Annotated in this window: 28 protein-coding genes, 1 pseudogene and 1 riboswitch; of the genes and pseudogenes, 9 read left to right on the plus strand and 20 right to left on the minus strand. The window is 32.9% G+C overall.

Features of this window, described 5'->3' with window-relative positions; all coding sequences use genetic code 11:
• Positions 1-93: 93 nt before the first annotated feature.
• Genes G314FT_RS01100 through G314FT_RS01130 form a run of 7 tightly spaced genes read right to left on the minus strand, consistent with a single transcriptional unit; the run spans position 94 to position 3,754 of the window.
• Positions 94-210 (minus strand): putative metal homeostasis protein, encoded by a 117-nt coding sequence (locus G314FT_RS01100; RefSeq protein WP_125956413.1) that lies wholly within the window; start codon positions 208-210, stop codon positions 94-96.
• Complete coding sequence (locus G314FT_RS01105) at positions 211-1,185, minus strand: CobW family GTP-binding protein (RefSeq protein ID WP_257701716.1); 975 nt, start codon at positions 1,183-1,185, stop codon at positions 211-213. It abuts the gene before it with no gap.
• 6 nt (positions 1,186-1,191) lie between these two features.
• Positions 1,192-1,572: a hypothetical protein gene (locus G314FT_RS01110; RefSeq protein ID WP_257701717.1), complete on the minus strand. Its 381-nt coding sequence runs from the start codon at positions 1,570-1,572 to the stop codon at positions 1,192-1,194.
• A gap of 12 nt (positions 1,573-1,584) precedes the next feature.
• Positions 1,585-1,752 (minus strand): 50S ribosomal protein L32, encoded by a 168-nt coding sequence (gene rpmF / locus G314FT_RS01115; RefSeq protein ID WP_257701718.1) that lies wholly within the window; start codon positions 1,750-1,752, stop codon positions 1,585-1,587.
• 25 nt (positions 1,753-1,777) lie between these two features.
• Entirely contained in the window at positions 1,778-2,047 is a 270-nt protein-coding gene (rpsN, locus tag G314FT_RS01120; RefSeq protein ID WP_257701719.1) for a 30S ribosomal protein S14, read from the minus strand.
• A 14-nt stretch (positions 2,048-2,061) separates the two neighbouring features.
• Positions 2,062-2,214 (minus strand): 50S ribosomal protein L33, encoded by a 153-nt coding sequence (gene rpmG, locus G314FT_RS01125; protein WP_257701720.1) that lies wholly within the window; start codon positions 2,212-2,214, stop codon positions 2,062-2,064.
• A 19-nt stretch (positions 2,215-2,233) separates the two neighbouring features.
• The gene (locus G314FT_RS01130) at positions 2,234-3,754 is read right to left on the minus strand and encodes a metal ABC transporter solute-binding protein, Zn/Mn family (RefSeq protein ID WP_257701721.1); all 1,521 of its coding nucleotides are present in this window, start codon (positions 3,752-3,754) and stop codon (positions 2,234-2,236) included.
• A gap of 241 nt (positions 3,755-3,995) precedes the next feature.
• Here G314FT_RS01130 and G314FT_RS01135 point away from each other — a divergent pair, with 241 nt between their 5' ends.
• Positions 3,996-4,469, plus strand: a complete 474-nt coding sequence (locus G314FT_RS01135) for an S-ribosylhomocysteine lyase (protein ID WP_257701722.1) — start codon at positions 3,996-3,998, stop codon at positions 4,467-4,469.
• Between the two features lie 262 nt (positions 4,470-4,731).
• On the opposite strand, the gene G314FT_RS01140 is transcribed toward G314FT_RS01135, so the two are convergent.
• Positions 4,732-5,277 (minus strand): NADPH-dependent FMN reductase, encoded by a 546-nt coding sequence (locus G314FT_RS01140; RefSeq protein WP_257701723.1) that lies wholly within the window; start codon positions 5,275-5,277, stop codon positions 4,732-4,734.
• Between the two features lie 193 nt (positions 5,278-5,470).
• On the opposite strand from G314FT_RS01140, the gene G314FT_RS01145 reads away from it, so the two are divergent.
• From G314FT_RS01145 to G314FT_RS01175, 6 genes and pseudogenes are all read left to right on the plus strand, one after another.
• A complete protein-coding gene (locus tag G314FT_RS01145) occupies positions 5,471-6,202 on the plus strand; it encodes a nucleoside phosphorylase (protein ID WP_257701724.1) in 732 nt (243 codons plus the stop codon).
• Positions 6,195-6,896, plus strand: a complete 702-nt coding sequence (pnuC, locus tag G314FT_RS01150; protein WP_257701725.1) for a nicotinamide riboside transporter PnuC — start codon at positions 6,195-6,197, stop codon at positions 6,894-6,896. Before G314FT_RS01145 ends, pnuC begins: the two co-directional genes overlap by 8 nt.
• 130 nt (positions 6,897-7,026) lie before the next feature.
• Positions 7,027-8,236, plus strand: a pseudogene (locus tag G314FT_RS10495) (amidohydrolase family protein).
• A gap of 264 nt (positions 8,237-8,500) precedes the next feature.
• Complete coding sequence (locus G314FT_RS01165; protein ID WP_257701727.1) at positions 8,501-9,526, plus strand: bifunctional glycosyltransferase family 2/GtrA family protein; 1,026 nt, start codon at positions 8,501-8,503, stop codon at positions 9,524-9,526.
• A gap of 21 nt (positions 9,527-9,547) precedes the next feature.
• Positions 9,548-10,465: a phosphodiester glycosidase family protein gene (locus G314FT_RS01170; RefSeq protein ID WP_257701728.1), complete on the plus strand. Its 918-nt coding sequence runs from the start codon at positions 9,548-9,550 to the stop codon at positions 10,463-10,465.
• A 16-nt stretch (positions 10,466-10,481) separates the two neighbouring features.
• Complete coding sequence (locus G314FT_RS01175; protein WP_257702581.1) at positions 10,482-10,856, plus strand: hypothetical protein; 375 nt, start codon at positions 10,482-10,484, stop codon at positions 10,854-10,856.
• Here the strand turns inward: G314FT_RS01175 and G314FT_RS01180 are convergent.
• Positions 10,797-11,009 (minus strand): winged helix-turn-helix transcriptional regulator, encoded by a 213-nt coding sequence (locus G314FT_RS01180; RefSeq protein WP_341481162.1) that lies wholly within the window; start codon positions 11,007-11,009, stop codon positions 10,797-10,799. The two genes, G314FT_RS01175 and G314FT_RS01180, sit on opposite strands and share 60 nt — an antisense overlap.
• A 74-nt stretch (positions 11,010-11,083) precedes the next feature.
• Here G314FT_RS01180 and G314FT_RS01185 point away from each other — a divergent pair, with 74 nt between their 5' ends.
• Entirely contained in the window at positions 11,084-11,290 is a 207-nt protein-coding gene (locus G314FT_RS01185; RefSeq protein ID WP_257701729.1) for a Rossmann-fold NAD(P)-binding domain-containing protein, read from the plus strand.
• 43 nt (positions 11,291-11,333) lie between these two features.
• Here G314FT_RS01185 and G314FT_RS01190 read toward each other — a convergent pair whose 3' ends face one another.
• The 9 genes from G314FT_RS01190 to menB all read right to left on the minus strand — a co-directional run bounded on the left by G314FT_RS01190 (position 11,334) and on the right by menB (position 23,155).
• On the minus strand, positions 11,334-12,710 hold the full coding sequence (locus G314FT_RS01190; protein WP_257701730.1) for an NCS2 family permease: 1,377 nt from the start codon (positions 12,708-12,710) through the stop codon (positions 11,334-11,336).
• Between the two features lie 41 nt (positions 12,711-12,751).
• Positions 12,752-12,853, minus strand: a riboswitch (purine riboswitch).
• A gap of 176 nt (positions 12,854-13,029) precedes the next feature.
• Entirely contained in the window at positions 13,030-14,832 is a 1,803-nt protein-coding gene (locus tag G314FT_RS01195) for an FtsX-like permease family protein (protein WP_257701731.1), read from the minus strand.
• 17 nt (positions 14,833-14,849) lie between these two features.
• Positions 14,850-15,602, minus strand: a complete 753-nt coding sequence (locus G314FT_RS01200) for an ABC transporter ATP-binding protein (RefSeq protein WP_257701732.1) — start codon at positions 15,600-15,602, stop codon at positions 14,850-14,852.
• A 225-nt stretch (positions 15,603-15,827) separates the two neighbouring features.
• Positions 15,828-16,937: an o-succinylbenzoate synthase gene (menC, locus tag G314FT_RS01205; RefSeq protein ID WP_257701733.1), complete on the minus strand. Its 1,110-nt coding sequence runs from the start codon at positions 16,935-16,937 to the stop codon at positions 15,828-15,830.
• On the minus strand, positions 16,937-17,743 hold the full coding sequence (gene menH, locus G314FT_RS01210; protein WP_257701734.1) for a 2-succinyl-6-hydroxy-2,4-cyclohexadiene-1-carboxylate synthase: 807 nt from the start codon (positions 17,741-17,743) through the stop codon (positions 16,937-16,939). The genes menC and menH overlap by 1 nt, the downstream gene beginning before the upstream one ends.
• 14 nt (positions 17,744-17,757) lie before the next feature.
• Positions 17,758-19,473, minus strand: a complete 1,716-nt coding sequence (gene menD, locus G314FT_RS01215; protein ID WP_257701735.1) for a 2-succinyl-5-enolpyruvyl-6-hydroxy-3-cyclohexene-1-carboxylic-acid synthase — start codon at positions 19,471-19,473, stop codon at positions 17,758-17,760.
• A complete protein-coding gene (locus G314FT_RS01220; RefSeq protein ID WP_257701736.1) occupies positions 19,457-20,833 on the minus strand; it encodes an isochorismate synthase in 1,377 nt (458 codons plus the stop codon). Before G314FT_RS01220 ends, menD begins: the two co-directional genes overlap by 17 nt.
• Positions 20,834-20,895: 62 nt before the next feature.
• Complete coding sequence (locus G314FT_RS01225) at positions 20,896-22,326, minus strand: o-succinylbenzoate--CoA ligase (protein ID WP_257701737.1); 1,431 nt, start codon at positions 22,324-22,326, stop codon at positions 20,896-20,898.
• 13 nt (positions 22,327-22,339) lie between these two features.
• A complete protein-coding gene (gene menB, locus G314FT_RS01230) occupies positions 22,340-23,155 on the minus strand; it encodes a 1,4-dihydroxy-2-naphthoyl-CoA synthase (RefSeq protein WP_257701738.1) in 816 nt (271 codons plus the stop codon).
• A 147-nt stretch (positions 23,156-23,302) separates the two neighbouring features.
• Between menB and G314FT_RS01235 the strand changes: the two genes are divergently transcribed.
• Entirely contained in the window at positions 23,303-23,677 is a 375-nt protein-coding gene (locus G314FT_RS01235) for a PaaI family thioesterase (protein ID WP_257701739.1), read from the plus strand.
• Between the two features lie 179 nt (positions 23,678-23,856).
• On the opposite strand, the gene G314FT_RS01240 is transcribed toward G314FT_RS01235, so the two are convergent.
• Positions 23,857-24,378, minus strand: a complete 522-nt coding sequence (locus G314FT_RS01240; RefSeq protein WP_257701740.1) for an ATP-binding cassette domain-containing protein — start codon at positions 24,376-24,378, stop codon at positions 23,857-23,859.
• A gap of 309 nt (positions 24,379-24,687) precedes the next feature.
• Positions 24,688-25,860, minus strand: a complete 1,173-nt coding sequence (locus G314FT_RS01245) for a DUF4767 domain-containing protein (protein WP_257701741.1) — start codon at positions 25,858-25,860, stop codon at positions 24,688-24,690.
• Between the last annotated feature and the right edge of the window lie 57 nt (positions 25,861-25,917).

The following is a 25,917-nucleotide window of genomic DNA, read 5'->3' on the forward strand; positions in this document are numbered from 1 at the left end:
CTAATTTTATGAACAAATCTATATTTTTTGAATTTTACAATTAAGAATTATTATCACATACAAAACGCCTTGATATTCTCAAGACGTTTCTCTCTATTTACTACGCTTACTTCGTTTAGCTTCTTTAATAATTTTTAATGCACGTTTTTTTGTTTTGATATTAGGACTACTTAATCTTCTATATGCACTTGATACATCTGTTTTTTCCATTTACGACATCCCTTCTTTTGATTTTGCGAGTACTAGCTGAAAAGCCTCGCTAATTTCATTTTTATCAATATTCTTACCAATGATAACTAATTTATTACAATAAGTTTCTGTTAATCTATTAGTCAAATTAAAGTTTAACAGTTGATTAACTCCTTGAATTTCTGTTTGAAAATCCTGACCGGCAACATTCAAAAATCCCTTCATTCTAAAAATTGAATCCTGATAATTCATCATTAACCAAGACAACCAATTATGTAATAAACTTTCTTTTATACTGCCTTCAGCTTCTATGATAAATGACTCAAAGTCATGATGATGATGGTGATGTTCATCATGACTATTGTCAACTGATTGACTAAATAATTGATTATTTAATACTAATTTAGCTAATTCCTCTTTTGCATTATTTAGAGAAAACACATGACTATCAGCTAATGGATTAACTTCCTTCATTTGTTGTTTGATTTGATTGATACTCTCTAGATTCGTTACTCCTTTTTCAGAAATCAATAACCGATCTGACATGACGATTTGTTTCATTGCTTCATGATGTTTTAAATTCTCTTCAATATTCTCTGCATCTATCACACCTATCACACTATCTAAATAGAAATAAGGTTGTAAATTAGGCGTTGCTACAATCGTTTGAATAATCGGCTGTGGATCTGATATCCCACTGGTTTCTATGATGACTTGTTTGATGGGATAGCCTTGTTTAACAAACACATCTAATGTCGCTGTTAATGCATTTAACAAGTCTCCCCTTAAACTACAGCAAATACAACCACCATTCATTTGAACAATATTTTCTTTTGAGTGAATAAGTAATTCATGATCAATTCCTTCTTCACCAAACTCATTTTCTATGATAATAATTTCATCAGGTGATAATCCACTTCCTTTTATCACTTGATTGATAAGCGTTGTTTTTCCTGAACCTAAAAATCCGGAAATAATTGTTATTGGTATTCCCATAAGACTCTACCTTTCTGATAAGTATTCGGTAATTTGTAGTATAGCATCATACCCCATTTTTTCCGATTTTATTTCCTTAATTAATTGTTCTTTAAAAGAATGGCTAATTTCCCAAAACCCGTCAATTAACTGAAACTTATTTTTATCATAAGAGCAAAATATAGGATATAGATTCAAAAATTCCTCAAATGATAGATTTTCTTCCTCATAAAAATCTTTTACCCATCCTTTTTCTAAGGCCTCTTTTGTTGGAAGTCCGTACTCATCAATGACTCCAGCTGATAGCATTGACTGATACATATCTACCTTATCTTGTAAATCAATCTCTTTATCGTAAAAGTAATATGATAAACTATCTTCCACAAGAGGAGGATAAATTATGTTCATTTTATTCCCCTCCTAATCGATGACTTTTCTCCCTTTATAATACCCATCAGGTGAAATATAATGACTTCTTTTATACACTCCTAATACAGAATCATATGACACTGCATTAGAAGATGCTTTTTGATGTGTTCTTCTTGTTCGCTTTGATGCTTTTGATGTTTTTCGTTTAGGTACTGCCATTGTCTAATGTCCTCCTACTTTCTTATTACCAACTTGCTTTTTTAACGCCTGGTATTTGTCCTTTATGTGCCAACTCTCTAAAATTAATACGTGACATACCAAATTTACGCATGTAAGCTCTTGGGCGACCATCTATCTCATCTCTTAATTTCAAGCGATTAGGATTAGACTCTTTTGGTAATTTCCTCAATCCTTCATAATCTTTATTAGCCTTTAATTCTTGTCTCAGTTCTGCGTACTCTGCAACTAATTTCTTTTGTTTATTGTATTTTGCTATTTTTGATTTTTTTGCCAATGCTCTTTATCTCCTTATTTTTTAATTTCTCTAAACATCACATGTTTTCTAAGTTTAGGGGAATATTTTTTTAATTCTAACCTATCAGGTGTATTACGTTTATTTTTACTTGTTAAATACAATCTTTCTTTTGTTTCCACACATTCTAAAATAATTGGTGTCCTCATATCTGTCTTCCTTTCTTCTCTAGTGTGCTATCATTTCTTGAGCTACTTGTTTTCCTGTCAATTCTTTTGGATAGTAAGTTGGCCAATTCTCTAACTCTTTATATAAAGCTTCTTGACTGTCATTGCCAAAATAAAGGTGGAAATGAGCTACTTTTGTATCTGTAATTTCGTGGTCACTAAACTGCACATATTTAAATGCACCATTGCTTGGATCCGTTGCTTCGAAACAGTATCTTACACCTCGGTTACCTTTTTCATAGGTCAATACTTTATACCCAACATATTTATATTCAGAACCCATTTTCTTTCCATCATCGTTAATAAACGTCATCATTGAGTCCGTTATATCAATTTCTTTAATATCTGTTTTATACCCTGTTTCATAGTATTTTTTATACTCTTGTGCTGATTTATCTTGTTTCATTTTTGCTTTATAATCAAACACTTGATCTAGAGTGCCATTTTTTAATAATGGATAAACAGATTGCCACTCACCACTCCAATTTGACAATGGTCTATTTTGTATCTGACTATCTTCAAAGTAACCTGTCTGAATTGTTTTTTTGTTTTTATCATCTGAAACTATTTTAGTAGATGACACCCCTGTTGTTTTACTTAAAGACTCTAGATTTTTTTCCATAACAGTGACATAATTTTCACCATTTTCAATTTCTTTTTTACTCAGCCCCTCTAAAGGATTTAATACCAATAATTCCACACCTGTTTCTTTAGCCAATGTTTTAGCAATCGCGTCTGTTGCATTAGATTCAAAATAAATGTGTTTAATATCGTTGTCTTTAACAAATTTATTTAATTCTACCAACCTCGCTGGAGACGGTTCTTCATCAGGTGATAATCCAGATATGGGTACTTGTTTTAACCCATACTCTAACGCTAAATAACCAAAAGCCGCATGTTGTGTGACAAAACTTTTTTGCTTAGCATCATTCAATGTATTTTTATAATTTGTATCTAATTTAGCTAATTTTTCCAAATATTTTGATGCATTAGTGGTAAATACTTCTTTTTTATCTGGATAGTTTTTAATTAACTGATCTCTAATTTCTTCTACTTCTTTCATCGCTAAATTTGGTGCCAACCAAACATGAGGGTCTAACTCATGAGAATGAGAGTGCCCTTCTTCAGAATGATCATGCTCCTCTTCTTCATTCCCAGGAAGAAGTACCATGTTTTCAGTTGCTTTAATTTCATGAACACCTCCATCTTTTAATACTGATTGAATAGACGGAACCCATGTTTCCATGTTTTCATTATTGTAAACAAACACATCGCTATCTTGTATTTTCTTTAAATCTTTAGCAGAAGGTTCAAAGTCATGTGCTTCAACACCTGCTGATACAAGCATGTCAACCTCTCCCTCATCTCCTACAACTTCTTTTGTAAATTCATACATAGGATAAAATGTGGTCATCACTTTTAATTTATCAGAATGTTTTTCTACTTTTTTTTCAGAAGAGCATGCTCCCATAATCCCGCCAATTGCTATAAGTGCTATACCTAACAATATTTTCTTTTTCATTATCCTTAATCTACCTCACTTTTTATTTTAAATCGTAATTATTACGTTTTACATTTTGTAACAATATCAGACATTTTTTATATTGTCAACTAATTATTATTAAAAAATTGAGTTATATTTTCTAAAATGGTTTTTATTAAAATTTGTTTTATATCACTTATTGACACGGTCTAAAAAAAGGTTATCCTTGAGATATCTCTAATAAAACTACTTTTTTATAATACTGAAAGGAATGATTTAAATGGCAGAAGTAGAAAGTTTCACCTTAGACCATAACAAAGTTATTGCACCATATGTTCGAGTAATTACAACTGAACATGGACAAAAAGGAGATTCCATTACAAATTATGATTTACGATTTGTTCAACCCAATAAAGGAGAAATGCCAACAGGCGCTATCCACACTTTAGAGCACTTACTAGCAGATTTATTAAGAGATCGTTTAGATGGTATCATTGATATTTCACCATTTGGTTGTCGTACTGGGTTTCATTTAATTGTTTGGGATAGCTACCCTGCTGATGTTGTAGCAAAAGCGTTAAAAGAAACATTAACTCAAATTGTAGAAGAAATTTCTTGGGAAGATGTTCAAGGAACTGATGCTAAAAGTTGCGGAAATTACAAAGATCATTCTTTATTTTCTGCAAAAGAATGGGCTAAATCTGTATTAAATCAAGGAATCAGTACAGATGCTTTTGAACGAAAACCTATTTAAAATATTCCTTTATTAGATAGCCTATCTCACTGTGGTAAGGTTATCTAATATTTTTTTATGACTATCATAGTAATAGATTCTTCATCTACAACCGAATACGATACAAGAGGTAAAATAAACAGAATGGTAATTGATGGTATTAGCATTGATGTACAAATATCATTTTAGATGTTTCCATATATTTTTATGACACAACACCACCCTTAAAGACAATAAAAAAACTATCACAGTCATTTGACTATGATAGTTCATTTTTCTTTAACTAAGCAAATTTTGCTGCAAACTCACTAAACTGTTTTCCTGCACTTGCTAAAAATTCTTTTGTTGAATCATTTGTTGGTTCTAGATTTTCATCAAATAATTGATCAGAATGACCAATGTATAATTCTGGTTGTTGCATGGTTGGCATATCTAAAAATACTAACGACTGTCTTAAAATGTGATGTGCTAGTACACCTGATATGCCAGAAATTGATTGAGAAGCTACTAGAGCTGGCTTACCAGCCCAAACACTTTGTCCCCATGGTCTTGATGCTACATCCAATGCATTTTTTAATGCAGCAGAAATACTTCTATTGTGTTCTGGTGTGACAAAAATAAACGCATCTTGCGCAGCAACTTCTTCTCTAAATCTTGTGTACTCAACAGGTGAATCTACATCTAGATCTTGATTATATAAAGGTAAGTCACTAATTTTAATGAATGTTACTTTCGCATCTTCGGGTAAACCTTTTACAATCGCTTTTGCCACTGCTTCTGAATAAGAATTTTTTCTTGTTGATCCTACAATTACTCCATAATTTTTCACAATAATCGTCTCCTTAACAACTTACATTTTGTAAGTGTTTATTTATATTTTTATAATAACACCTCATTTTTTATTACGCAATTATTTTGACTCATGATAAACAAAAAAATAATATATCTTTCAATCTTTTTAGTGTATTATATTATCTATAGAAAAACATAATCAACAAACAAGAACTGAAAGGGATAAATTAATGGGAAAACAAGCACATATTCAATTAGAAAAAATGGATCATTTAACAAAAGCTATTATTGTGGGAGATCCTAAACGTGTCACAATCATCGCTTCTTGTTTAGAAAACGTAGAAAAACTTAGCAAAAATAGAGGCTATATTTCAATTAAAGGAACCTATAAAGGAACTCCTATTTTGGTTGTTTCCACTGGTATCGGGGCACCTTCTACAGCTATTGTAGTAGAAGAATTAATTAATATTGGGATAGATACTATTATTCGTGTTGGAAGCTGCGGGGCAATGCAACACCGTATTTTACTAGGAGAATTGATTATTCCAACAGGGATTGTGCGAGATGAAGGACTAACTAAAAAATATGTTCCAAGTAATTTTCCTGCTATTGCAAATGAAACTTTATTAAATTTAGCACAATTATATGCACCCAAAGCTAATTTTGGCATCACTCGTTCACATGACGGTTTCTATATGGAAGATAATGCTAAGAATGAGGCATTTTGGTCACATTTTGGTATTTTAGGAGCTGATATGGAAAGTAGTGCTCTATATGTTTTAGCTAGTTTAAAAAATGTTCGAGCATTATCTATTTTAAATAATGTTGTTTTGTATGAAGAAGATTTAAACGAAGGCGTGAATAATCTTGTAAACGAAGAAGAGATGGTAGCTCTTGGAGAATTAAAATCAATTAAGCTAGCATTAAAAATTTTACATGAGGTGGATAGTAAGCATGTCTGAAAGAAAACAGCCTTGGTTAGTCAATCAACTTTTTGTTGGTTGGAAACCCTTTGAAATCAAATATGTGTCTGTATTATTAGCACTTCAAGTTATTGTGTTCTTACTTTCACCAGATTCGGTAATTGGTATGATTAGTGGCGTTGCAGGTGTCATTTGTTTAGTTTATGGAATGAAAGGAAGAAAGATTACTTTCTTCTTTGGAATTATTCAGTGTCTGGCTATGACTTATATTGCTTGGCAAAGTCATGCTTATGGATCATTTGTGATGAATATTATTTATGTCATCTCTCAACCCATCGGCTGGTTTTTATGGGGAAATGATGAAGCTGTCCATCAATTCAAGCCAAAGACAAAACAGTTACTATTTATTGGTAGTATTATTGCTTGGTTAATTGGTTGGTTAGTGATTGGAAATTTCGGTGGTCAACTACCATATATTGATAGTGCCAATCTTGTGATTTCCCTCATCGCCCAAACTCTTTATATTTTTAAATACAAAGAAAACTGGTCATTGTGGATTTTTGTCAACATTGCCAATGTATTTTACTGGACCTTATTAGCGTTTAATTCATGGACTGGAAAATCTGATATTGGTTCTTTAGGAATTTATCTGTCACAAATTGCCTTACAAGTTGCACTTTTATTTAACAGTATTTACGCTAATAAAGTTTGGAATGACTATGAAACAGATTAATTCTATACTATACACCTAACTCAAGTTTATGATTTAGGTGTATTTTTAATGGGTATTTATTAATCTTTTTATAAAAATTAATGTACTCTTAAACAGAAATAGTTTCACTAATCACAAGGAGTGTGATTTTATGAATTATTGGTTAACCAATGTGCTACTTGACACAAATTTTATCAAAGAAAAGGACTGGGTAAAAGGAACACAAACAGAATTATCTGCTATTCATATTATAGATGGAAAAATTGTCGATATTATCCCCCAACAAGAGTTGCCTTTAATAATTGAGAATAATATAATTGTTGCTAATCATCAATTACTTCTTCCTGGATTGGTTGGAAAACACTATCATCTTGGTAAAAGTAAGTTAGGAACTCCTTGGACTCCTGTAACTCAAGCCAAAAACCTTGTCGAACGGTTTGAAACAGAAATCCCCATTTTAGATAGTTTAAACAAAACTATTAGTGAACGTGCTAATATTTTATATCAACTTGAAGTGACAAACGGTGTCACATCGTTTCGCTCACATATTGATATCGAGCCCGCCACTGAACTTCGTTACTTTGATGCTATTGTTGATTTAAGAAAGCAAGTTAATATCCCCTATTGACATCGTAGCTTTTCCACAACATGGATTACTTAGATCAAACAGTAGTCAGCTAATTGAAGAATCTCTAAAAAAGGGAGCTAATTTCGTTGGTGGTGTAGATCCTTATTCACTAGATGGAGACTACAAAGCGTCATTAGCTGAAACATTTCGTTTGGCTACCACCTATCACGTTGGCATTGACATTCATGTTCATGATAAACAAGAGGCAGAAAAAAACACCATTAAGGAAATCATTCGATTAACAAAAAAATATCATATGCAAGATAACGTATTTATCAGCCATGCATTTGGTTTAAATGATTTTGTTGGAGAAGAAAGAAAACAGGTCTTTACAGATCTAGCTGAACAGAGTGTACATATTGTAACCAGTGTGCCAATTACCCCAAATACTATCCCACCGATTATGGAATTACTTTCATATGGCGTAAAGGTTCATTTAGGTTGTGATAATATTTATGATTGTTGGTCTCCTTATGGTGATGGCTCACTTCAAGAAAAAATGGCACGTTTAGGCGAGTTATTCAATGTAAAAAATCAAGAAGACTTAACACAACTTTTAGGATTAATGACAGATAGAATCACGACGTTAGATGAATATGGCCAATCCATTTGGCCTAACATCAATGATGATGCGACTTATATACTCACTACTGCGAATTCTTCTGCTGAATTTATTGCTAGAAAATCACCTATTATCGCTAGTTTTTATAAAGGAATACCTATAAAAGAATAATATAAAAGAGCTGAAAACAGTAATTGTTTTCAGCTCTTTTATATTATGAAAATGTTCTTTTCTAAAATATTTCATAAATTAACCAAATTACTTATGTCATTTTAAGGTTATAAACCTATATATAGTAAACAAATAAAAAGATTTTACTTACAATCCAACACTTTTATTATTCCATCAAATATATTTCATCATTAATTAACTTTAAGCCTCTTTTAAGTTTAATATTTATACTTAATTATAACCTAACTACTGGAGGCGATAATTATGAATTCTATTGTTCTAATTCCAATTTTTGAACCGACTGATAAAACAATTGGGTTTATGAAAAAACTAACACAGGAACCATTTCCTATTTTTGTAGTAGATGATGGCTCTGGTGAGCTATATAAAGAAAAATTCCAACAACTCACTTTAATGGGAATCACAGTTCTTAGTTATCCAATAAACCACGGAAAAGGATATGCTCTGAAATATGGATTTAAATACATTCAGGAACTCTATCCAACAAGTCATATTGTTACTGCTGATGGAGACGGCCAACATAGCATTGATGATATCAAACGCATGATACAACGTATGGAATACTTGCCATCAGATGTTCTACTATTAGGTGTGCGACATTTTGATAAACAAACAACACCTACTAAGAGTTATTATGGTAATCGTCTGACCTCTTTCATTTACTATCTTTCCTCTGGTATTAAATTAGAGGATACTCAAACAGGTTTACGAGGCTTTCATTCCAACATGATACCAGACTTACTTAACATACCAGGAAATCGTTTTGAATACGAAATGAATCAATTAATTGATTTAGTAAAAGATGGCTATACAATGGACATTCTACCTATTGAAACAATTTATGAGAATAATAATGAACACTCTCATTTTAGAGCTATCCGGGATTCTTATCTTGTCTACCGTCCATTGTTACAATTTTTAATTTCATCGCTATCTTCGGCTTTGATTGATGTTCTATCATTTTTAATTTTAGCTACTTTATTTGGCAGTCATCCTTTTATGTTACTTGTCGCTACCATAGGATCTAGAGTTTTATCTGGACTATTTAATTTTCAGTTAAATAGGAAATATGTCTTTAAAGATCAAAAGAGAGTTCAAAAATCACTGAGTAAGTATGTTCTATTATTTAGCTGTCAGTTACTTTTTAGCTGGCTAGGTGTTATGATGCTAAGTCATTTATTACAGTCTATTCTCATTTGCAAATTATTAGTGGATGGCACATTATTTTTTATTAGTTTTAGTATACAAAAACGATTTGTTTTTAACTGACAGACTTATAGGAGGAAGATTATGAAAAAATTATTCAGAAAAAAATATAGCTGGCTTTTACTAACTATGATGAGTTTGATTGGGGCTGATTCTTTTGTTTTACTAAAAGCATTTTATCTACCTGAAGTGGGTACTACTGTCACGCAAACACAAAAAACTGAGAGTTCACAAGTCACACAGAATATAAGCAAAACGACTGAACCAACCATAACTGATACAAGCTATTCTGATGAAAATGTTCAACTTAATATTAAAAAAGATTATGCGGATGATACTAATGTATATATTGTAGATATCAAAGTTAGTGACCCAAAATTTTTAAAATCCGCTTTAGCGAATAACACATATGGTAGAAATATCACTGAGAAAACTTCGACAATGGCAGAAAATAATCAAGCAATTCTAGCTATAAATGGAGATTTTTACGGTTTTCGTAGTACTGGATATGTCATAAGAAATGGCGTTCTTTATAGAGATGTTGCCAATAGCTCTGACCAACAAGATTTAGTTATTGATAATGATGGAAACTTTTCAATCATTAATGAATCTGATACCACCGCTCAATCTTTACTAGATAATGGTGCTTGGCAAGTTCTTTCATTTGGACCATCTTTAATAGAAAATAATCAATTGAGCGTTTCAGAAGACAAAGAAGTAGGACAATCAATGGCTAGTAACCCTAGAACAGCCATTGGACAAATTGATACAAATCACTATGTCATCATAGTATCAGAAGGAAGAACAGATGACAGTAAAGGTCTCTCACTATATCAACTAGCAGAGCAATTTAAATCACTAGGGGCAAAAACAGCATATAACTTAGATGGTGGTGGGTCATCTACTTTATACTTTAACGGAAAAGTCATTAATCAAACAGTGGGTGGCGCAAAGGGCGGAAACGAGCGCTCGGTCAGTGATATTTTATATATTGGTTCATAATAGAAAGGTAGATTTTATGTCAACTAAAAAAGCAATATTAATGTATGGTTTAAGTAGTGTTTTCTTATTTGTATTTCAATTTATTTATCATAAATTTGGTCATGGAGTTATCTCAGCTAGTCTTCAGTTCATTTGGATACTCCCTTTAATTTGTGGTAGTTTTCTTATGATTCTCAACCGTCCTTTACACACTTTATCTAATCGTTTTGCTTTTAATTTATATAACATGGGAATTGCATCAATTGTAAATGGCTTTGTTTTAAAAGGAATCCTAGATATAGCAGGAAGCGATTCTCCATATCTAATCTATTTTTATATCATAGGTCTCTTATTATTGATAATAAGTATTGTATCTTTTATTATAAAAAGGTTTAGCCATCAAATGGTTTAGTCTGTTGAATGAGTTTATAATCTCTCCCCACTCTGACAGGCTAGTTAAAACAAATGAGAGACTATAACCAACATCTGTTAGTTCATATTCAACACGCGGTGGCACTGGAAGTTTATATACAGATGATTCGAAAACCCTGCAACTTAAAGACACACCAGAATTTCCAGAAGAATTTAAATTACTGGTTAACAGTATGAGTGATGGACTGGATATCTTGAGAAAAGCTGATGATGTTCACTGGGTATATGTCACCAGCTGCTGATTTCCAAGTTGATGGAGAAGAATCTGAAAATTATGCTGTTTCCGGTGAAATTTTAACGACTAACGATAGTGGGGAAAGTTATATTAATTACAAAGGTTATGCTGATGCCTTAATCAAAGAAATCCTTCATCCAACAGTAGATAAAGCACGCATTTCTATTTACACAAAATAAAACATTCCTCCTATCTTGCAAATTAAGATAGGAGGAATGTTTATTATATTGTAAATAAATATAAAACAGAAATAACTGTAATAAAATGCATCACTGTTGGTATTTCTTTCATACGTCCAGCAAAAATCATACACAATTCATAAGATAAAAATCCTAATACTAGCCCTAAAGCAATTGATCCAGTTAATGGCATCATGACAATGGTTAAAAAGGCTGGGATGACTTCTTCAAACCCTCCATCCCAATCGATACCTGTGATATTTTGCATCATAAAAATTCCAATCACAACCATGGCCGGAGTTGTTACTGCAGTGGTGACAAGAGATAAGACTGGATAAAAGAAAGCAGATAATAAAAAGAGTCCAGCAACAATCACACTCATCAAACCAGTTCTAGCTCCAGCGATTATCCCTGAGACAGATTCGATATAAGTTGATAAACTTGATGTACCCAGGATAGAACCAAAGAACGTACCTAATGCGTCTGCACTATAAATGCGTTTATTATCTTCAAAACTTTCTTGTTTAATATCAGATACTTGTGTTGCAGCTGCAGAAAGTGTTGTCGCTGTCCCGAAGAAATCTAAAAATAAAAAGGTCAAAATAATAACAATAGAATCTAATGATAACATTTTATCTAAATTTTTTACTGCAACCATAAACGTATCATTCATCATGGCATTCATTGGCTCAGTTGGAATGACAACTGGTGAGCCTTTTGGTAATTGAGGTAAGGTTGCCACAACATCTGCACTTAAATTAAACCAGTTCATTGATGCGCCGAATCGAATAAACAACCCACATACTGCGGCTCCAATCATTCCTAAAAACACGGCATATTGATTTTTTCTAACTAAGAAAAAAGCGGCTGTGATAATACCAAAGAAAGCAATAATCACATTGGGATTAGAAAACCCACCAAATGTAATAAACATGCCATCATCTGGCACGATAATACCTGAATTTTTAAAGCTGACAAAGGCAATAAAGATACCCAAACCAACTGTCCCTGCTTGTTTAACATTTGATGGAATAGCTTTAATAATTTTGGAGCGTGCCCCAGAAAAAGCCAACATTAAAAATAGAATCGAGGCTACTAACACTGAGGCTAATGCTTCTTGCCATGATTTTCCCATTTGCAAGACAACTGAATAAGCAAAAAAAGCATTCATTGACATACAAGGTGCTAGACCTAACGGAAATTTCGCCCATAATCCCATGACCAACATCGCAATGGCAGAAGACAAAATCGTCGACATAAAGACAGCATCTTTTGGCATTCCTGCTTGTCCTAAAATAATTGGATTAACAAAAATAACATACGACATCGCAAAAAACGCTGTTAATCCTCCTGTAAACTCGCGTTTAAAAGTAGAACCTGATTTTGTGATCCCAAAATAGTGATCAATCTTTTCCTTCATTTACTATTCCTCCTATTAGTAAAAAAACTCATACTGGCAGAATAATAACATTCATTTGCCAAAGTAAGTTACTTTACGGGTAACTTGTAGAAACTCCTAGACCGTATTACTAGAATTATATGGTTTTTTATTACTTTGATATCATATCAATTTTTCAAATTTTTTTCAATTTAAAAACGAACATATTTATATAATTTTCTGTTTATAGTTAATTTTTTTATAAAATAAATAAATTAACGGCTAATTAATTCTTTCTATTTAAGTTAAAACATGATATTAAAAAAGAGTTAACCACCAAAGTTAGTGATTAACCCTTTTTTTAATTATTTTCTTTTGGTAACACAATGCTGCTATATATCACAACTGTTAAAACATAATAAATAGCATACAAGAAGATAAAGATTGAAAAAGGAATCCAAATACCATGATATGGATCACTCATTAATTCTTTAAACATTTGCAAGCCAAACAATACATGAATCACACCTAAAATACCTGGCAATAAGAATAATACACCGATTTCTTTTCTCACAGCTCCTTTAAGAAGTGATGGTCTTGTCCCGATTTTTCGTAACATTTGGAATCGTGCTTTGTCTGTATTAGCAGAAGATAAAATTTTAAACATTAAACAACTTGCTAGCATAGTCAGAAATGCTAATCCTAAAAAGAATCCCATAAATTGGAAACCAGAATAGAGAGAATTGGATATTTGATACATCACATATTTTTGTGCCGTTTGATTAAATCCATCACCTGTAGCTAAGCTTGGATTATTTGCTGTGTTTTCTTCTACCAACTTTTTAATTTGAAGAAGACTCTCTTTGAAATTAGAGACACTGACTAGTTCCAAACTTGCTTCTGGTAAATCTAATTGATTAAAATCTTCTGCTGAAACCAATTTAATGTCTTTAGCTTGTTGTTCTGGTGTGCCATACCATCTTAAATTTTCCAAAATATTCGGATCATTTAACATATCCTGACCAGTATAGCTTATCACTTTTTGAGTTTGATAGTCTTTATTTTGAAGAGGACGTTCATTAAACTGTTCTTCATTATAGTATAACGTCTTATCATCTTCTTTTTGACTGTAACTATCATTTACCGTTGGATTTAACTGATTAATTTGTGTTTTGTCTATTTTTTGTGCATTGTTTAGCACCAAATCATATGTTGCTGCTTTATTTGTTGAATCAAGTGTTTGGCTTCTAAAACCTAAACCAACAGTAATGGCACCCATTGCCATGGCAAACAAAATCGCCACCATTGTTAAAATTTGTGTGTAATCACGAATTCGGAAAGTTAATTGTGATAAGGTAAAATTATTTAGTTTTTTCATAGAAATAGCATCTATACTTTTTAAGATACTTAATACAAAAATCGCAATCGCATGAAATAGTAAATAGCTTCCTAATACTATTGTGACCAAAGCGATAGCAATACCAAATAATTGATATTTATTAATATGTGCTAACATATAGTAGCCAATTCCTAAACTGATAATCCCTATGACTGTTTCTAAAAACAGTAATATTGGTCTGATTTTCAATGTTTTTGGCATTGTTTGTTCTTTTAGTAATTGCAAAATAGGTTTTTTAACGATAGAACCTGCGTTAATAAAGGCTGTAACAATAAATAGTATGCCAAAGAAAACAAATGTCCAAATCATCGCTGATACATTAAACGGTGAAAAATGCTGCACTGTGATATCCAGTTGATTAACCAATAAGGAATTAACAAGAGATGTTAATCCAATTCCAACAAGAGTCCCAATAAAGGTTGCCGCGATTCCTATGATAAATGTTTCTAAAAAAATGATTTGAGCAATTTTTTTCGTTTTTGCTCCTAACATCATGAGCATCGCATACGTTTTTTGCCGTAATGTCATCAAAAAGGAATTCGCATATAAAATGTACACTACTGTGATAATACCTAATAATACTGTCCCAAATTGAAAAATGACAGCCGCCATTTTGACTGTGTTACTACTTTCTAAAAAGGCTTTATTTGTGGCAATACTTTGAAACATATAAAAAATGGCTGAGGCAACAGCTAGACCTGAGAAGAGAATCATATAATCTCGTAATCGACTTTTTATACCTGTCATGGATAATTTCCAAATCATCGTTCATTCTCTCCTTTCTATTGTTCTAAATTACCTAAAGAAACTAATATTTCTCGGTAAAATTCATCACGTGATTTTCCTTCACGTCTCAATTCTTGATGAATGACACCGTCTTTTATAAATAAAATACGTTTACAGTAGCTAGCTGAGAACGGATCATGCGTTACCATTAAAACAGACACATTGTCCTCATAATTCAACTCATCCATCATATCAAGCAAATCTTTTGCACTTTTAGAATCCAATGCACCCGTTGGCTCATCTGCTAATAAAATACGTGGTTCAGTGACTAGTGCTCTCGCTGCAGCGACACGTTGTTTTTGTCCTCCTGATAATGCTGTAGGATATTTTTCTAAAATCTCATTAATTCCTAAACGATTTGCCACATGATTGGTTTTCTTTTTAATCATTTTAGGTTTAACACTTTGTAATGATAAAGGAATGGCGATATTTTCAGCTGCTGTCATGGTTTCAAGTAAATTGAAATCTTGAAAAATAAACCCAATTTTTTTTGCACGAAAATCTGCTAATTTATTTCCTTTTAATGTTGTCACATCTTCACTAGCGATTTTTACAGAACCATTTGTTGGTTTATCCAATGTTGATAAAATATTTAATAAGGTTGATTTTCCTGAACCAGAAGCTCCCATAATGCCAATGAACTCACCTTCTTCTACATCAAACGTTACACCGTCTAAAGCAGTTGTTTGTTTCTCATTATTTTTTCCATATACTTTTTTTAAATCTTTCACACTTACAACTGATTTCATATATATCCTCCTATACTAACTTCCAGTAATTGTTCTTTATTATGACTATACATAGATTAAACTAAAAATCCCTCTCTATCTATTGAACTAGAGGGCGATTTATTCCCCGACTTAAGACTGATTAAAAAATATTCACTAATAGACAAAAAATAGTCATCTTATATAAAAATAACATAAAATACTTTAAAAAAACAAAAAACAACAACTTAACTGTTGTTGTTTTCATTACTTTTCGTAAATAAACTGATGTGTCCCATATTTACTCAGCATCTCTTCATTTAAACTGACTCCTATCCCCTCTTTGTTAGGAACTGAAATCCGTCCATCTTCTAACACAAAAACCTCATTTATAATATCTTCTTCAAAATAGCGATTTGATGCTGAAATATCTCCTGGAAAATTAAATCCTTGTTGTGATGCAAACGCGATATTTAACGCTCTCCCTACGCCTGATTCAAACATCCCACCACACCACAGCATTAATCCTTGTTCTTTACAGTAATCAACTATTTTTTGCGCTTGAAAAATACCACCTACTCGCGAAATTTTTAAATTAACTGCTCCTAAACTTCCCAGATGATGAGCCAATGTGACATCTTCCACACTACGAATGTTTTCATCTAAACAAATTGGTGTCTTAATTTGTTTTTGTAATGTTGCATGTTCTAAAAAATCCGAATAACCAAACGGCTGCTCAATCATTGATAACTCATAACAATCTAATTCTTTAAAAATAGATACATCTTTTAATGTGTATGCTGAATTGGCATCAACCATTAACAAAATATTAGGAAAAGCTTCTCTAACTGCTTTAACAAATGAAATATCTTGATTGGGAGCTATTTTTAATTTAATGCGTCGATACCCTTCATCAACATACTCTGATACGACAGCTAATAAGTCAGAAATAGATTTTTGAATGCCAATACTCACCCCAACTTCTATATTAGAGGATTGACTATGACATAATTTTGCTAAACTCATTTGCTGTCGTTTTGCATACATGTCCCAAATAGCTGTTTCAATGGCTGATTTTGCCATCCAATTTCCACGAACAACAGATAATAAAGAGAATACGTCATTTGGATGATGTATGTTTTTGTTTATTACTAAAGGAAGTAAATGATGTTTTAACACAAGACGAGCTGTTTCTAATGTCTCTTCTGTATAATCTGGTTGTTCAAATGCGACAAGCTCACCAAACCCTTGATTGCCAAATTCATCCGTCACGACTAAAATATCCATAGCTTTATGTGTTAGATAACCGTAACTTGTTTTAAATGGAGAAAGTAATGGTAATTTTATGCGATAGCTTTCAATTTTTGTGATGTTCATTATGGTCCCTCACTTATTAAGATATCTCTTATCGTTTCAGCAAATTCATTTGGCTTTTCAAGATGAATACAGTGACCACTTTTTGAAAAAGTTATCACACGACTCCTACTTATTTTTTCAGCCATTTGATTAGCCAATGAGACAAATTTTTTATCATACTCTCCCACTAATAAGGCAACAGGTACACCATTTAATAAAGACAACTTATCCCATAATGGTGGCTGAATTCCTGTACCAAAATAGCGTAAACTCATCGCTAGTCCATATGGACTTTGAGACAGTCGTTCGTTTCTTATTGTTTCTTGAGTCAGTACTGGAAGTTTTTTTTGAGTTTCAAATAATGGGATGTTTCCCCAAAAATCAACAAAATTCTCAATCCCATAATCAATTAGTAAGCATGCTAAATGATTATCCGATGCACGTCTTTTTTTTCTTTCATCATATCCAGATAAACCTGGAGAAGAACTTTCTAATATTAACTGATTAATTTTTGTGGAATGTTTTATCGCATAAGATAACGCTAACCGTCCCCCCATTGAATAACCTAATAAATCAATTTTCTCTAAATTTAACACAGAGATTATCCAATCCAAATCAGACAGTTGAGAGGCCGTTGTGTATCGATAAGGATGAACAAACACACTCGTATCACCATGACCTATCAAATCAATCGCGATAATATTATGAGACAATCTAGCTTTGTTTAAACAATCAAATGTAGCTGATGTTCCCGTAAAACCATGAAGGCAAACAAGCGTAGGACGTGACGGATTAAACTCCGTTAAATAATGGATAAAATACGTCACACCTTTGACGTCCATTAGCATAAAAAATCACGCTCAATCGCTTTTTTTACTTGTTCCTGAAATTGACGTCTCATATCCGCGTTTTCTTCTCTATTGGTAAATACTTCAATAAATCTCGGCTTAGTCGATTTTTTACTTAATTCATCTTGCAACTGATTAATAGCATTTATTGAAACATACTCAATGTCATACATATGGGCGACATGTTCAAATGTCACACCTGTTGAGGTTGCAAATAAATCATCAAACAAATCTTTAGGTAATTCTTTTTGTGACAGCATTGAAAAAATACCACCACCATCATTATTGACTAAAATAACAGTCACAGGTAACTGGTATTTTTTTGCCATAGCTAATCCAGTTGTATCATGAAAACAAGCCAAGTCTCCGATTAGTAAACGTGTATTCATCTCTTTGTTTCTTGCTGCTAAACCTAGAGCGGTTGACGTTACCCCATCAATACCGTTCACACCACGATTACCATAAATCGAAAATCGTGTATCCGTTACCGGAAGATAGGTATCCAAATCTCGAATCGGCATACTATTTGAAACAAATAATTGCTCATTTTCTGTCATTGTTTGATAAACAGTTTGTATAATCATCGCTTCACTTAAAAACGTCTCATCTTGTTTCGTCATAGTCTCTAATACAAGTGCATCTAATGTTTTAAATCGTTCTAACCACTGCTTGTCTGTTGCAACTAACTCTTTAGACAATAACTGAAACAATAAAGAGACCACATCTGACGCAATCAATGTTGTCATCATTTTAGATGAATCTAGCCATTCAGTTTGTGACTCAACCAAATAATAAGCACCAGTAAAACTAGATAACCATTGATTCAATGGCTTAGAAACAGGTGATTTTCCAAAACGAACAATCACATCAGGTGTTATCTCTTTTTTCATGTAACGTAAGTACGTGTCATAATAAGGAGAGATTGTTTCACTTCTTCGTCCAAACGTGCGAATATTTGCCAATGGATCAGCTAAAATCGGCCATCCTAATTTTTCTGACACATCTATTAATAAATTAATCGCTTCTTGGTTAAATGAAGGCCCTACAACGAAGACGCCTTTTTTATTTGACCATTCGTCTGACAGTGTGTCGATTATTTCAGATGATAATTCAGTTTTACCAATGAATGTATTGACCTGTTTAACAGTTGGTCGAGGTAAAAGGTTATCTGGTAAAAGTGGCTCACGTAATGGGATATTAAGATGAACTGGTCCCATAGGCAACACCTGTGATAAGGTTGTCGACTTCACTCCTTGCGTGTAAGCATATTGATACATCTCTTTGGAATCCTCTGCCAAAGCAAGCTCGACAAACAGTTTGACTTGTGCCCCATATAAATTCAGTTGATTCATTGTTTGAGGAGCACCACTATTTCGTAACTCATGTGGGCGATCAGTCGTTAACACAACTAAAGGTAAATTTGATTGGTTTGCTTCTGAAATGGCTGGTAAATAATTAGCCGCAGCTGTTCCGGATGTACAAACTAGAGCAACCGGTTCTTGATAAGCTTTACTTAACCCTAAAGCAAAAAATCCCGCAGACCTTTCATCTACATCAATATACGTTGTTATCTCTGAGCATTGATGCAGCAAAATAGAAACAGGAGTTGATCGTGAGCCAGGACTAATAACTGCTTGTTTCACTCCTCCATCAATCAACCCTTGAATTAGTGCATTAATATAATTGGTCATACTACTTTGATGTGACACTTTTTTTTCCTCCTATTGCTCGCAGCATTGGTTGAAATTTCACACGTGTTTCGTTTAGTTCTTCAGTTGGAACAGAATCTGAGACAATCCCACATCCCGCATACAAAAGAGCTTCATTCTGTCTGATAAGAGCCGAGCGAATTCCTACTGCAGCCTCGCCCTCTTCTGCCATGACAGCGTACCAACCAATGGGGGAACCATAAAGCCCACGACAACCTGGTTCATATTCTTTAATCCATTTTGTCGTCAATTCTTTGGGTTCTCCACCCAAAGCAGGTGTAGGATGTAATGTCTTTATCGCTTGAAAAAAGGAAACATCTGCTTTTTTTTGACCACTAAATGGAAAAAATAAATGTTGAATGTCTCGATTTTTCAACAATGATGGTTGACCTTTTTCAGATAATGTTGTCGTGATAGTTTTCATTTCTTTTTCAATAGCATCGACCACAATATTATGTTCAGACTGATTTTTCATATCCTCTAATAATTGTTTACCTAATTTATCATCCTCTACTGTCGTCTCTCCTCGAGGAATAGATCCTGCCACACAGGCAGTTGACACGACTCCCTCAGATAATGACAATAATCGTTCCGGTGTTGCCCCAACAAAAGCGACGTCATTTAATTCTAATGCAAAAAAATAAGTATTTTCTTGTTGGGCTAAACTATTTTTTAACACCACATTAACAGAAATTGGTGATTCTGATTCTATTTTTAATTCTCTTGCTAAAACAATTTTTTTAATCGGACTATCTGACTTGATTTCATCAATGGCCTGTTCAACTGTGGTTAGCCATTCTGGAACAGATACTTCAGTCATTTCAACTGATGCGTCACTAGATGTTGATGCTATTTTTTTATTTACTACTTCTTGCCATAAAAAAGTTACTTCTTGCCATTTATCCTCTAAATCACTCCTTGACTCAGCCACTACATTAATTGTTAAAAATTGTCCATGGTGTGTTTCTGTTAGCATTATTTTAGGTAAAAATAAGTACCCATTTCCTAATTGATTCCATACTTTTTGACTATTAACAGAGTCATCAAATGGAAATCCACCTAATATCACTGGACCTGTTCCAAGTACTGATCTATTAGTAACAGTACTTTGTTGTAATATTTGCTGATAAAGTGCCATCTCTTCATAAGTTTTAGAGAAATAAGTTTGACATGCCTCAATTCCCACTAATGAAAAAGAAGCATCTGGTGTCCGCCAAAAGTAGCGTGTCTCACATGCTTCTGCTAAATAAAAATAATCAACTAAATCATGTGACACATCTGTCAATTCAAATACCCAACTAATTAAGGTTGGTGTATTTATGTCTAATTGACGTAACTGATTTGGTAATAAAAAAAACATAATGTGAACTCCTTTAATACAAGTAAAAGAAGCAGACTATGTTAAAAAACATAGTGCTTCTTTTACTTGTTTAATAATAATTTCTTAGCCACTTTTCCACTAGCTGTTCGTGGAAGGGCATCGATAACATAATATTTTTTAGGACATTTATATTTTGCTAAGGATTGTTGACATACTTGGTCTAAAAATGATGAGTCTATTTTATTTTCTGTCACAAGATAAGCAACAGGAACTTCCCCCCAATACTCGTCTTCCTCCCCGACAACAGCCACTTCTACTACTCCAGGTATTTTTTCGATACAATGTTCAATCTCAGCTGGATAAATGTTCTCACCACCTGAAATAATTAACTCACTCAGTCGACTCACAACATACAAATACCCATCACTATCTAAGTAGCCTAAATCACCTGTTTTAAAATAGCCATCTTTTGTCCAATTAGATTTAACTGGTTGATTCAAATACCTTGTGCTGATATTTTCACCAGATAATAAAATCTCACCCACTTCTAATGGCTGACAATCTTTTTCACCTTGTCTAATCATGAGCGCAATCCCCTCTAATGGAACACCTGATGAACCGATTTTATTTAAAGCATCCTGATAACTTAAAGCAATTACTTGTGAGCAAGTTTCTGTCATGCCAAATGATTGAATAACAGGAATGCTTTTTGTAAAACACTCTTGTAACATCTCTTTTGAGACAGGTCCTCCACCCACTAATAGGCATTTGAATTGATCAGAATAGCCTTGTCTGGGGTAATTAGCTAGCAGTTGTTTTAACATGACATTCACAACAGAGGCAACAGTGACATTTCCCATTTGTAATTGATTGGTCAATTGACGTGCATCAAATTTTTCGAAAAGATAAATACTACAACCTAATACCAGTTGACGAATCAGAATAGATAGCCCACTAATATGAAATAAAGGTACTGCACATGCCCAAACATCATCAGATGTAATCTGCATATTTTTTTGTGTGCTTAAACTACTTGCTTGATGATTACGAAAAGTTTGGATAACGCCTTTTGGTTTTCCTGTTGTCCCTGACGTGTACATAATAGACGCCGTATTATCCAAACAAAATTTAGTCGTTGGGATGCTCTGAATTTGATCTTGATTTTTTATCTCTGAAAAAGAAATGACTTGGCAATGACGCAATGATTTATCTAATAAACTATCTGATACAAATACTGTGTTAACCTCTGAATCACTCAATTGAAAAGATAATTCATCAGCTACTAAATGCGTATTTAAAAAAACTATTTCTTTATTCAATGTCCATAATGCTAAAATCAAAAAATATAGCTCACTTGAATTTTGACTCAAAATAGCCACACGTTTTTCTTTTTCTGGTAAAAACACCATCACTTTTTTTGCCCATTTATCCACTTCATTAGCTATTTCTTGAATTGTCCAAAATTGACTGTTAGTATATAACCCTACTTTTTTAGGGTTCGTTTCTACTTGTTTTTTTAACCATGGTAACATATCAATCACTCATTTAAGGGAATTTTGGAAATTGATCGAAGTCAGGGTCGCGTTTTTCTTTAAATGAATCGCGTCCTTCTTTTGCTTCATCCATTGTGTAATATAACAGTGTCGCATCTCCTGCCAATTGTTGAATACCAGCTAATCCATCTGTATCAGCATTCATCGCAGCTTTAATCATACGTAAAGCAATTGGACTTTTGGTTAATAGCTCTTCTGCCCACTCCATAGTCACGTCTTCTACTTTATCTAATGGCGCAATTGTATTAATCCATCCCATATCTAATGCTTCTTCAGCTGTGTACTGTTTTGTCATAAACCACACTTCTTTTGCTTTTTTATGACCAATCACACGTGCTAAATAACCAGAACCATAACCACCATCAAAACTACCAACATTTGGCCCAGTTTGACCAAACATAGCATTATCTGCTGCAATGGTTAAGTCACACACTAATTGTAAGACATTCCCTCCACCAATTGACCAACCTTTAACCATGGCAATAACCGGTTTTGGAATGACACGAATTAATCGTTGTAAATCTAAGACATTTAAACGAGGGATTTGGTCTTCTCCTACATAACCACCATGACCACGAACTTTTTGATCGCCACCAGAACAGAAAGCTAAATCTCCTTCACCAGTTAAAATAATCACTCTTATATCAGTCATGTCACGACTAATTGTAAACGCATCTATTAATTCAAACACAGTTTTAGGTGTAAATGCATTGTGTACATGTGGACGGTTAATGCTAATTTTAGCTATTTTCCCATGTTGTGTAAATAAAATCTCATCATATTCTTTAATTGTTTTCCAATCATACATTTTATAAAGTTCCCCCTTAATTTTCTACTCACCAATTATACACAATCTTATCTGAAATAGTAGAATTGATGCTTATTACTAATAAACTTTTATAAAATACTTCGCAATGTTATAATCTAGCTACTAAAATCAAAGGACTGATAACAAATGAATGCTTTAGATTATTTAGATATTAAAATCAAAGACGTTTCAAAAGAAAAGGTCACCTTAACTATGGTAATTGATGAAAAACACTTACAACCTTTTGGCTTAATGCACGGTGGGATGAATGCTATTTTGATTGAAACAGCAACAAGTATTGGAGCAAATGAGTCAATAGACACAACCAAGCAAGTTGCTGTGGGACTTGATATTCAAGTCAATCACCTTAAAAGTGCTGTCAAAGATGATACATTAACCATTGTAGCTATCCCTGATCATATCGGAAAAACAACACAAGTTTGGCAAGCAGAAATTACCAATCAAACACAACAAAAAATCAGCGTGGGAAGATGCACGCTGATGGTAAAATCTATTAGCTAAGAATCAAATAGCTGATTAAAAAAATGACTTTTTCGACTAAATACCATACCCCACTGTTCGATTATTTGAGAGTTATCTAAAGGTATCTTCTTAATACCTTCTTTTGTTATTTCTAAAATATCCACTTTTGGAAACATCATGAGTATTAGAGAATGTGTGCAAATAATAAACTGTGAATCCTATTTCACTAAATCATTCATCATTACCATTAGCTCTAGTTGTGATTGTAGTGATAATCCTGTCTCAGGTTCATCAAAAAGATAAATTCCATGACCAAAAAATCGTTCTTGTATAAGAGCTTTAATCGATTGACCTCGAGAAAAAGAATGCAATGGGCGATTAAACAAATCATTTGAAACATCCAGATTATCTAAGTCTGTCGTTAAATTATAGAATGACTCTGCCCGATAAAAATAATAATCTTTAGGATAAGCTGCATAACGTACCAATCGACAATTCCTTGCCAAATCAGATTGCGTTTCTTGGGTAATAAACTGATTATTCTTTGACCTACCTTCTAAATTTAACCTTAATAATTCAGCAATCGTTTCAAGAAAAGTTGATTTTCCAACACCGTTTTCTCCGGTAATTAAGGTTACTTGATGAGTAAAAGATATATTATTTATATTTTTTATAAAGGGTAAGTTGTAAGGAAAATAACCTTCCTCTACTCCATCATAATGTAGTTGTTTAGTGTACATTTCTACACCTCTCCCTATATAATGAACTACACCTCTCCCTATATAATGAACGATAGCCTGTCTTCCTTATGGGAAAACAGGCTATCTAACTAATCAATATTTAAGTTTTAAAGTTGTGAGTGACTATTTACTACATTTAGGTTTACTTCTCATTTAAACGACACAATCCCAAACCTCTATTGCGTCCTTGTAGCCCTATAGCTACGCCAGTTTGAATAAATTTCATTAAAATATTCCAAATTTCGCTTAATAAATATTTTTCATATTACATACATTATAACATACTTTTATAATAAAATACGATTCTCTTTACGGATATACTTGACTGAAGTCATGCATTCCTACTCGTTGGTAAATACGTCCATCTGTATACACTCTAAATTGTTTTCCTCCTCCAGTAGTACTTCCATCGTCATCATTTGTTTGAATCACTACTGAATAATAGTTACCATTTCCATCTTTATGCTGCTCTTTATTATTTTCATTGACACTAATTACCTCGATATTGGATGCATTTTTATCTTGAGTAGCGTAACTCCAAGATTCTCTATTATTTAAAAGATACTTTTTAGCATCATCAAAACTAGCTATATCAAAAGATTTCTCTGCATTATTGGAAATTTGTTCTCCTCCAACAATCTGACTAAATCCTGCTTTAATATCTGAATTTTGTGTTTCACTAAAGTGAAGGTAATTTTCATTATTTCCTTGATTTTGTTGTGTCACATAAACTTTTGGTTGCCCATTTTCAATAATAAAGAAATACACATGTTTCTGAAGGTAAGGTTGTGTGTCAGCATCTGAATATACAGCTACTAATTGGTACGCTGAACTACCTTCTCCAGTTTCTGACCATTCCACTTTTACGGGTTGATTATTAATTGCCATTGTCCATTCTCCACTAAAGATATCTCCTGGGACATTAACGCCATATAAATCCACACTACTTGTTTTGCTATATTCTTTGTAATCTTGTCCCATTTTATTACTGAATTGTGCCATAAATCCTCTTAGACTATCTCTTTTACTATCATTCCATACAGTATTTGATGCTTCTTCTTTTTTATCAGAACTCTCTGTTGTTTTTTCCTCTTTTTTACTGTCATCTTTTTCGGCTTCTTTTTTCATCTTAGATATTTCTGTTTTTTCTTTTTTAGCATACTCTACTAATTTATCAGATCCATGTTCAATTTTTATAACAGCATCTAAACTAGCCTTGGCTTCGTCGTATTCTTTCTTTTCTTTTTTATCCAGCGCATTAATGTAAAGTTTTAATTGACTTTGATAGTTTTTTGCTTCTTCATCTTTCGGTTTGCTTTCCAAAGCCATTTCTACAAATCCTTCAGCTTGTTCAAATTTCTTCTCCACAATTGCTTCTCTTGTTTTTTGCATTGATTGATCAAAGTTACCACTTTTCCCACAAGCTGTAACACTCACCAATACGCCCCATAGTAATAATATTTTTTTCCATTTTTTATTCATGATATTTCTCCTATGATAAATTAATCAACAACTATATAAATATTATACATTAAAAAA

The organism is Vagococcus luciliae, from assembly GCF_024637875.1.
Taxonomy (GTDB): Bacteria; Bacillota; Bacilli; order Lactobacillales; family Vagococcaceae; genus Vagococcus; species Vagococcus luciliae.

Coding starts and splice junctions, on each gene's coding strand:
- G314FT_RS01100 (WP_125956413.1), bottom strand. CDS start 210: ATGGAAAAAACAGATGTATCAAGTGCATATAGAAGATTAAGTAGTCCT.
- G314FT_RS01105 (WP_257701716.1), bottom strand. CDS start 1,185: ATGGGAATACCAATAACAATTATTTCCGGATTTTTAGGTTCAGGAAAA.
- G314FT_RS01110 (WP_257701717.1), bottom strand. CDS start 1,572: ATGAACATAATTTATCCTCCTCTTGTGGAAGATAGTTTATCATATTAC.
- rpmF (WP_257701718.1), bottom strand. CDS start 1,752: ATGGCAGTACCTAAACGAAAAACATCAAAAGCATCAAAGCGAACAAGA.
- rpmG (WP_257701720.1), bottom strand. CDS start 2,214: ATGAGGACACCAATTATTTTAGAATGTGTGGAAACAAAAGAAAGATTG.
- G314FT_RS01130 (WP_257701721.1), bottom strand. CDS start 3,754: ATGAAAAAGAAAATATTGTTAGGTATAGCACTTATAGCAATTGGCGGG.
- G314FT_RS01135 (WP_257701722.1), top strand. CDS start 3,996: ATGGCAGAAGTAGAAAGTTTCACCTTAGACCATAACAAAGTTATTGCA.
- G314FT_RS01145 (WP_257701724.1), top strand. CDS start 5,471: ATGGGAAAACAAGCACATATTCAATTAGAAAAAATGGATCATTTAACA.
- pnuC (WP_257701725.1), top strand. CDS start 6,195: ATGTCTGAAAGAAAACAGCCTTGGTTAGTCAATCAACTTTTTGTTGGT.
- G314FT_RS01165 (WP_257701727.1), top strand. CDS start 8,501: ATGAATTCTATTGTTCTAATTCCAATTTTTGAACCGACTGATAAAACA.
- G314FT_RS01170 (WP_257701728.1), top strand. CDS start 9,548: ATGAAAAAATTATTCAGAAAAAAATATAGCTGGCTTTTACTAACTATG.
- G314FT_RS01175 (WP_257702581.1), top strand. CDS start 10,482: ATGTCAACTAAAAAAGCAATATTAATGTATGGTTTAAGTAGTGTTTTC.
- G314FT_RS01185 (WP_257701729.1), top strand. CDS start 11,084: ATGATGTTCACTGGGTATATGTCACCAGCTGCTGATTTCCAAGTTGAT.
- G314FT_RS01190 (WP_257701730.1), bottom strand. CDS start 12,710: ATGAAGGAAAAGATTGATCACTATTTTGGGATCACAAAATCAGGTTCT.
- G314FT_RS01195 (WP_257701731.1), bottom strand. CDS start 14,832: ATGATTTGGAAATTATCCATGACAGGTATAAAAAGTCGATTACGAGAT.
- G314FT_RS01200 (WP_257701732.1), bottom strand. CDS start 15,602: ATGAAATCAGTTGTAAGTGTGAAAGATTTAAAAAAAGTATATGGAAAA.
- menC (WP_257701733.1), bottom strand. CDS start 16,937: ATGAACATCACAAAAATTGAAAGCTATCGCATAAAATTACCATTACTT.
- G314FT_RS01220 (WP_257701736.1), bottom strand. CDS start 20,833: ATGTTTTTTTTATTACCAAATCAGTTACGTCAATTAGACATAAATACA.
- G314FT_RS01225 (WP_257701737.1), bottom strand. CDS start 22,326: ATGTTACCATGGTTAAAAAAACAAGTAGAAACGAACCCTAAAAAAGTA.
- menB (WP_257701738.1), bottom strand. CDS start 23,155: ATGTATGATTGGAAAACAATTAAAGAATATGATGAGATTTTATTTACA.
- G314FT_RS01235 (WP_257701739.1), top strand. CDS start 23,303: ATGAATGCTTTAGATTATTTAGATATTAAAATCAAAGACGTTTCAAAA.
- G314FT_RS01240 (WP_257701740.1), bottom strand. CDS start 24,378: ATGTACACTAAACAACTACATTATGATGGAGTAGAGGAAGGTTATTTT.
- G314FT_RS01245 (WP_257701741.1), bottom strand. CDS start 25,860: ATGAATAAAAAATGGAAAAAAATATTATTACTATGGGGCGTATTGGTG.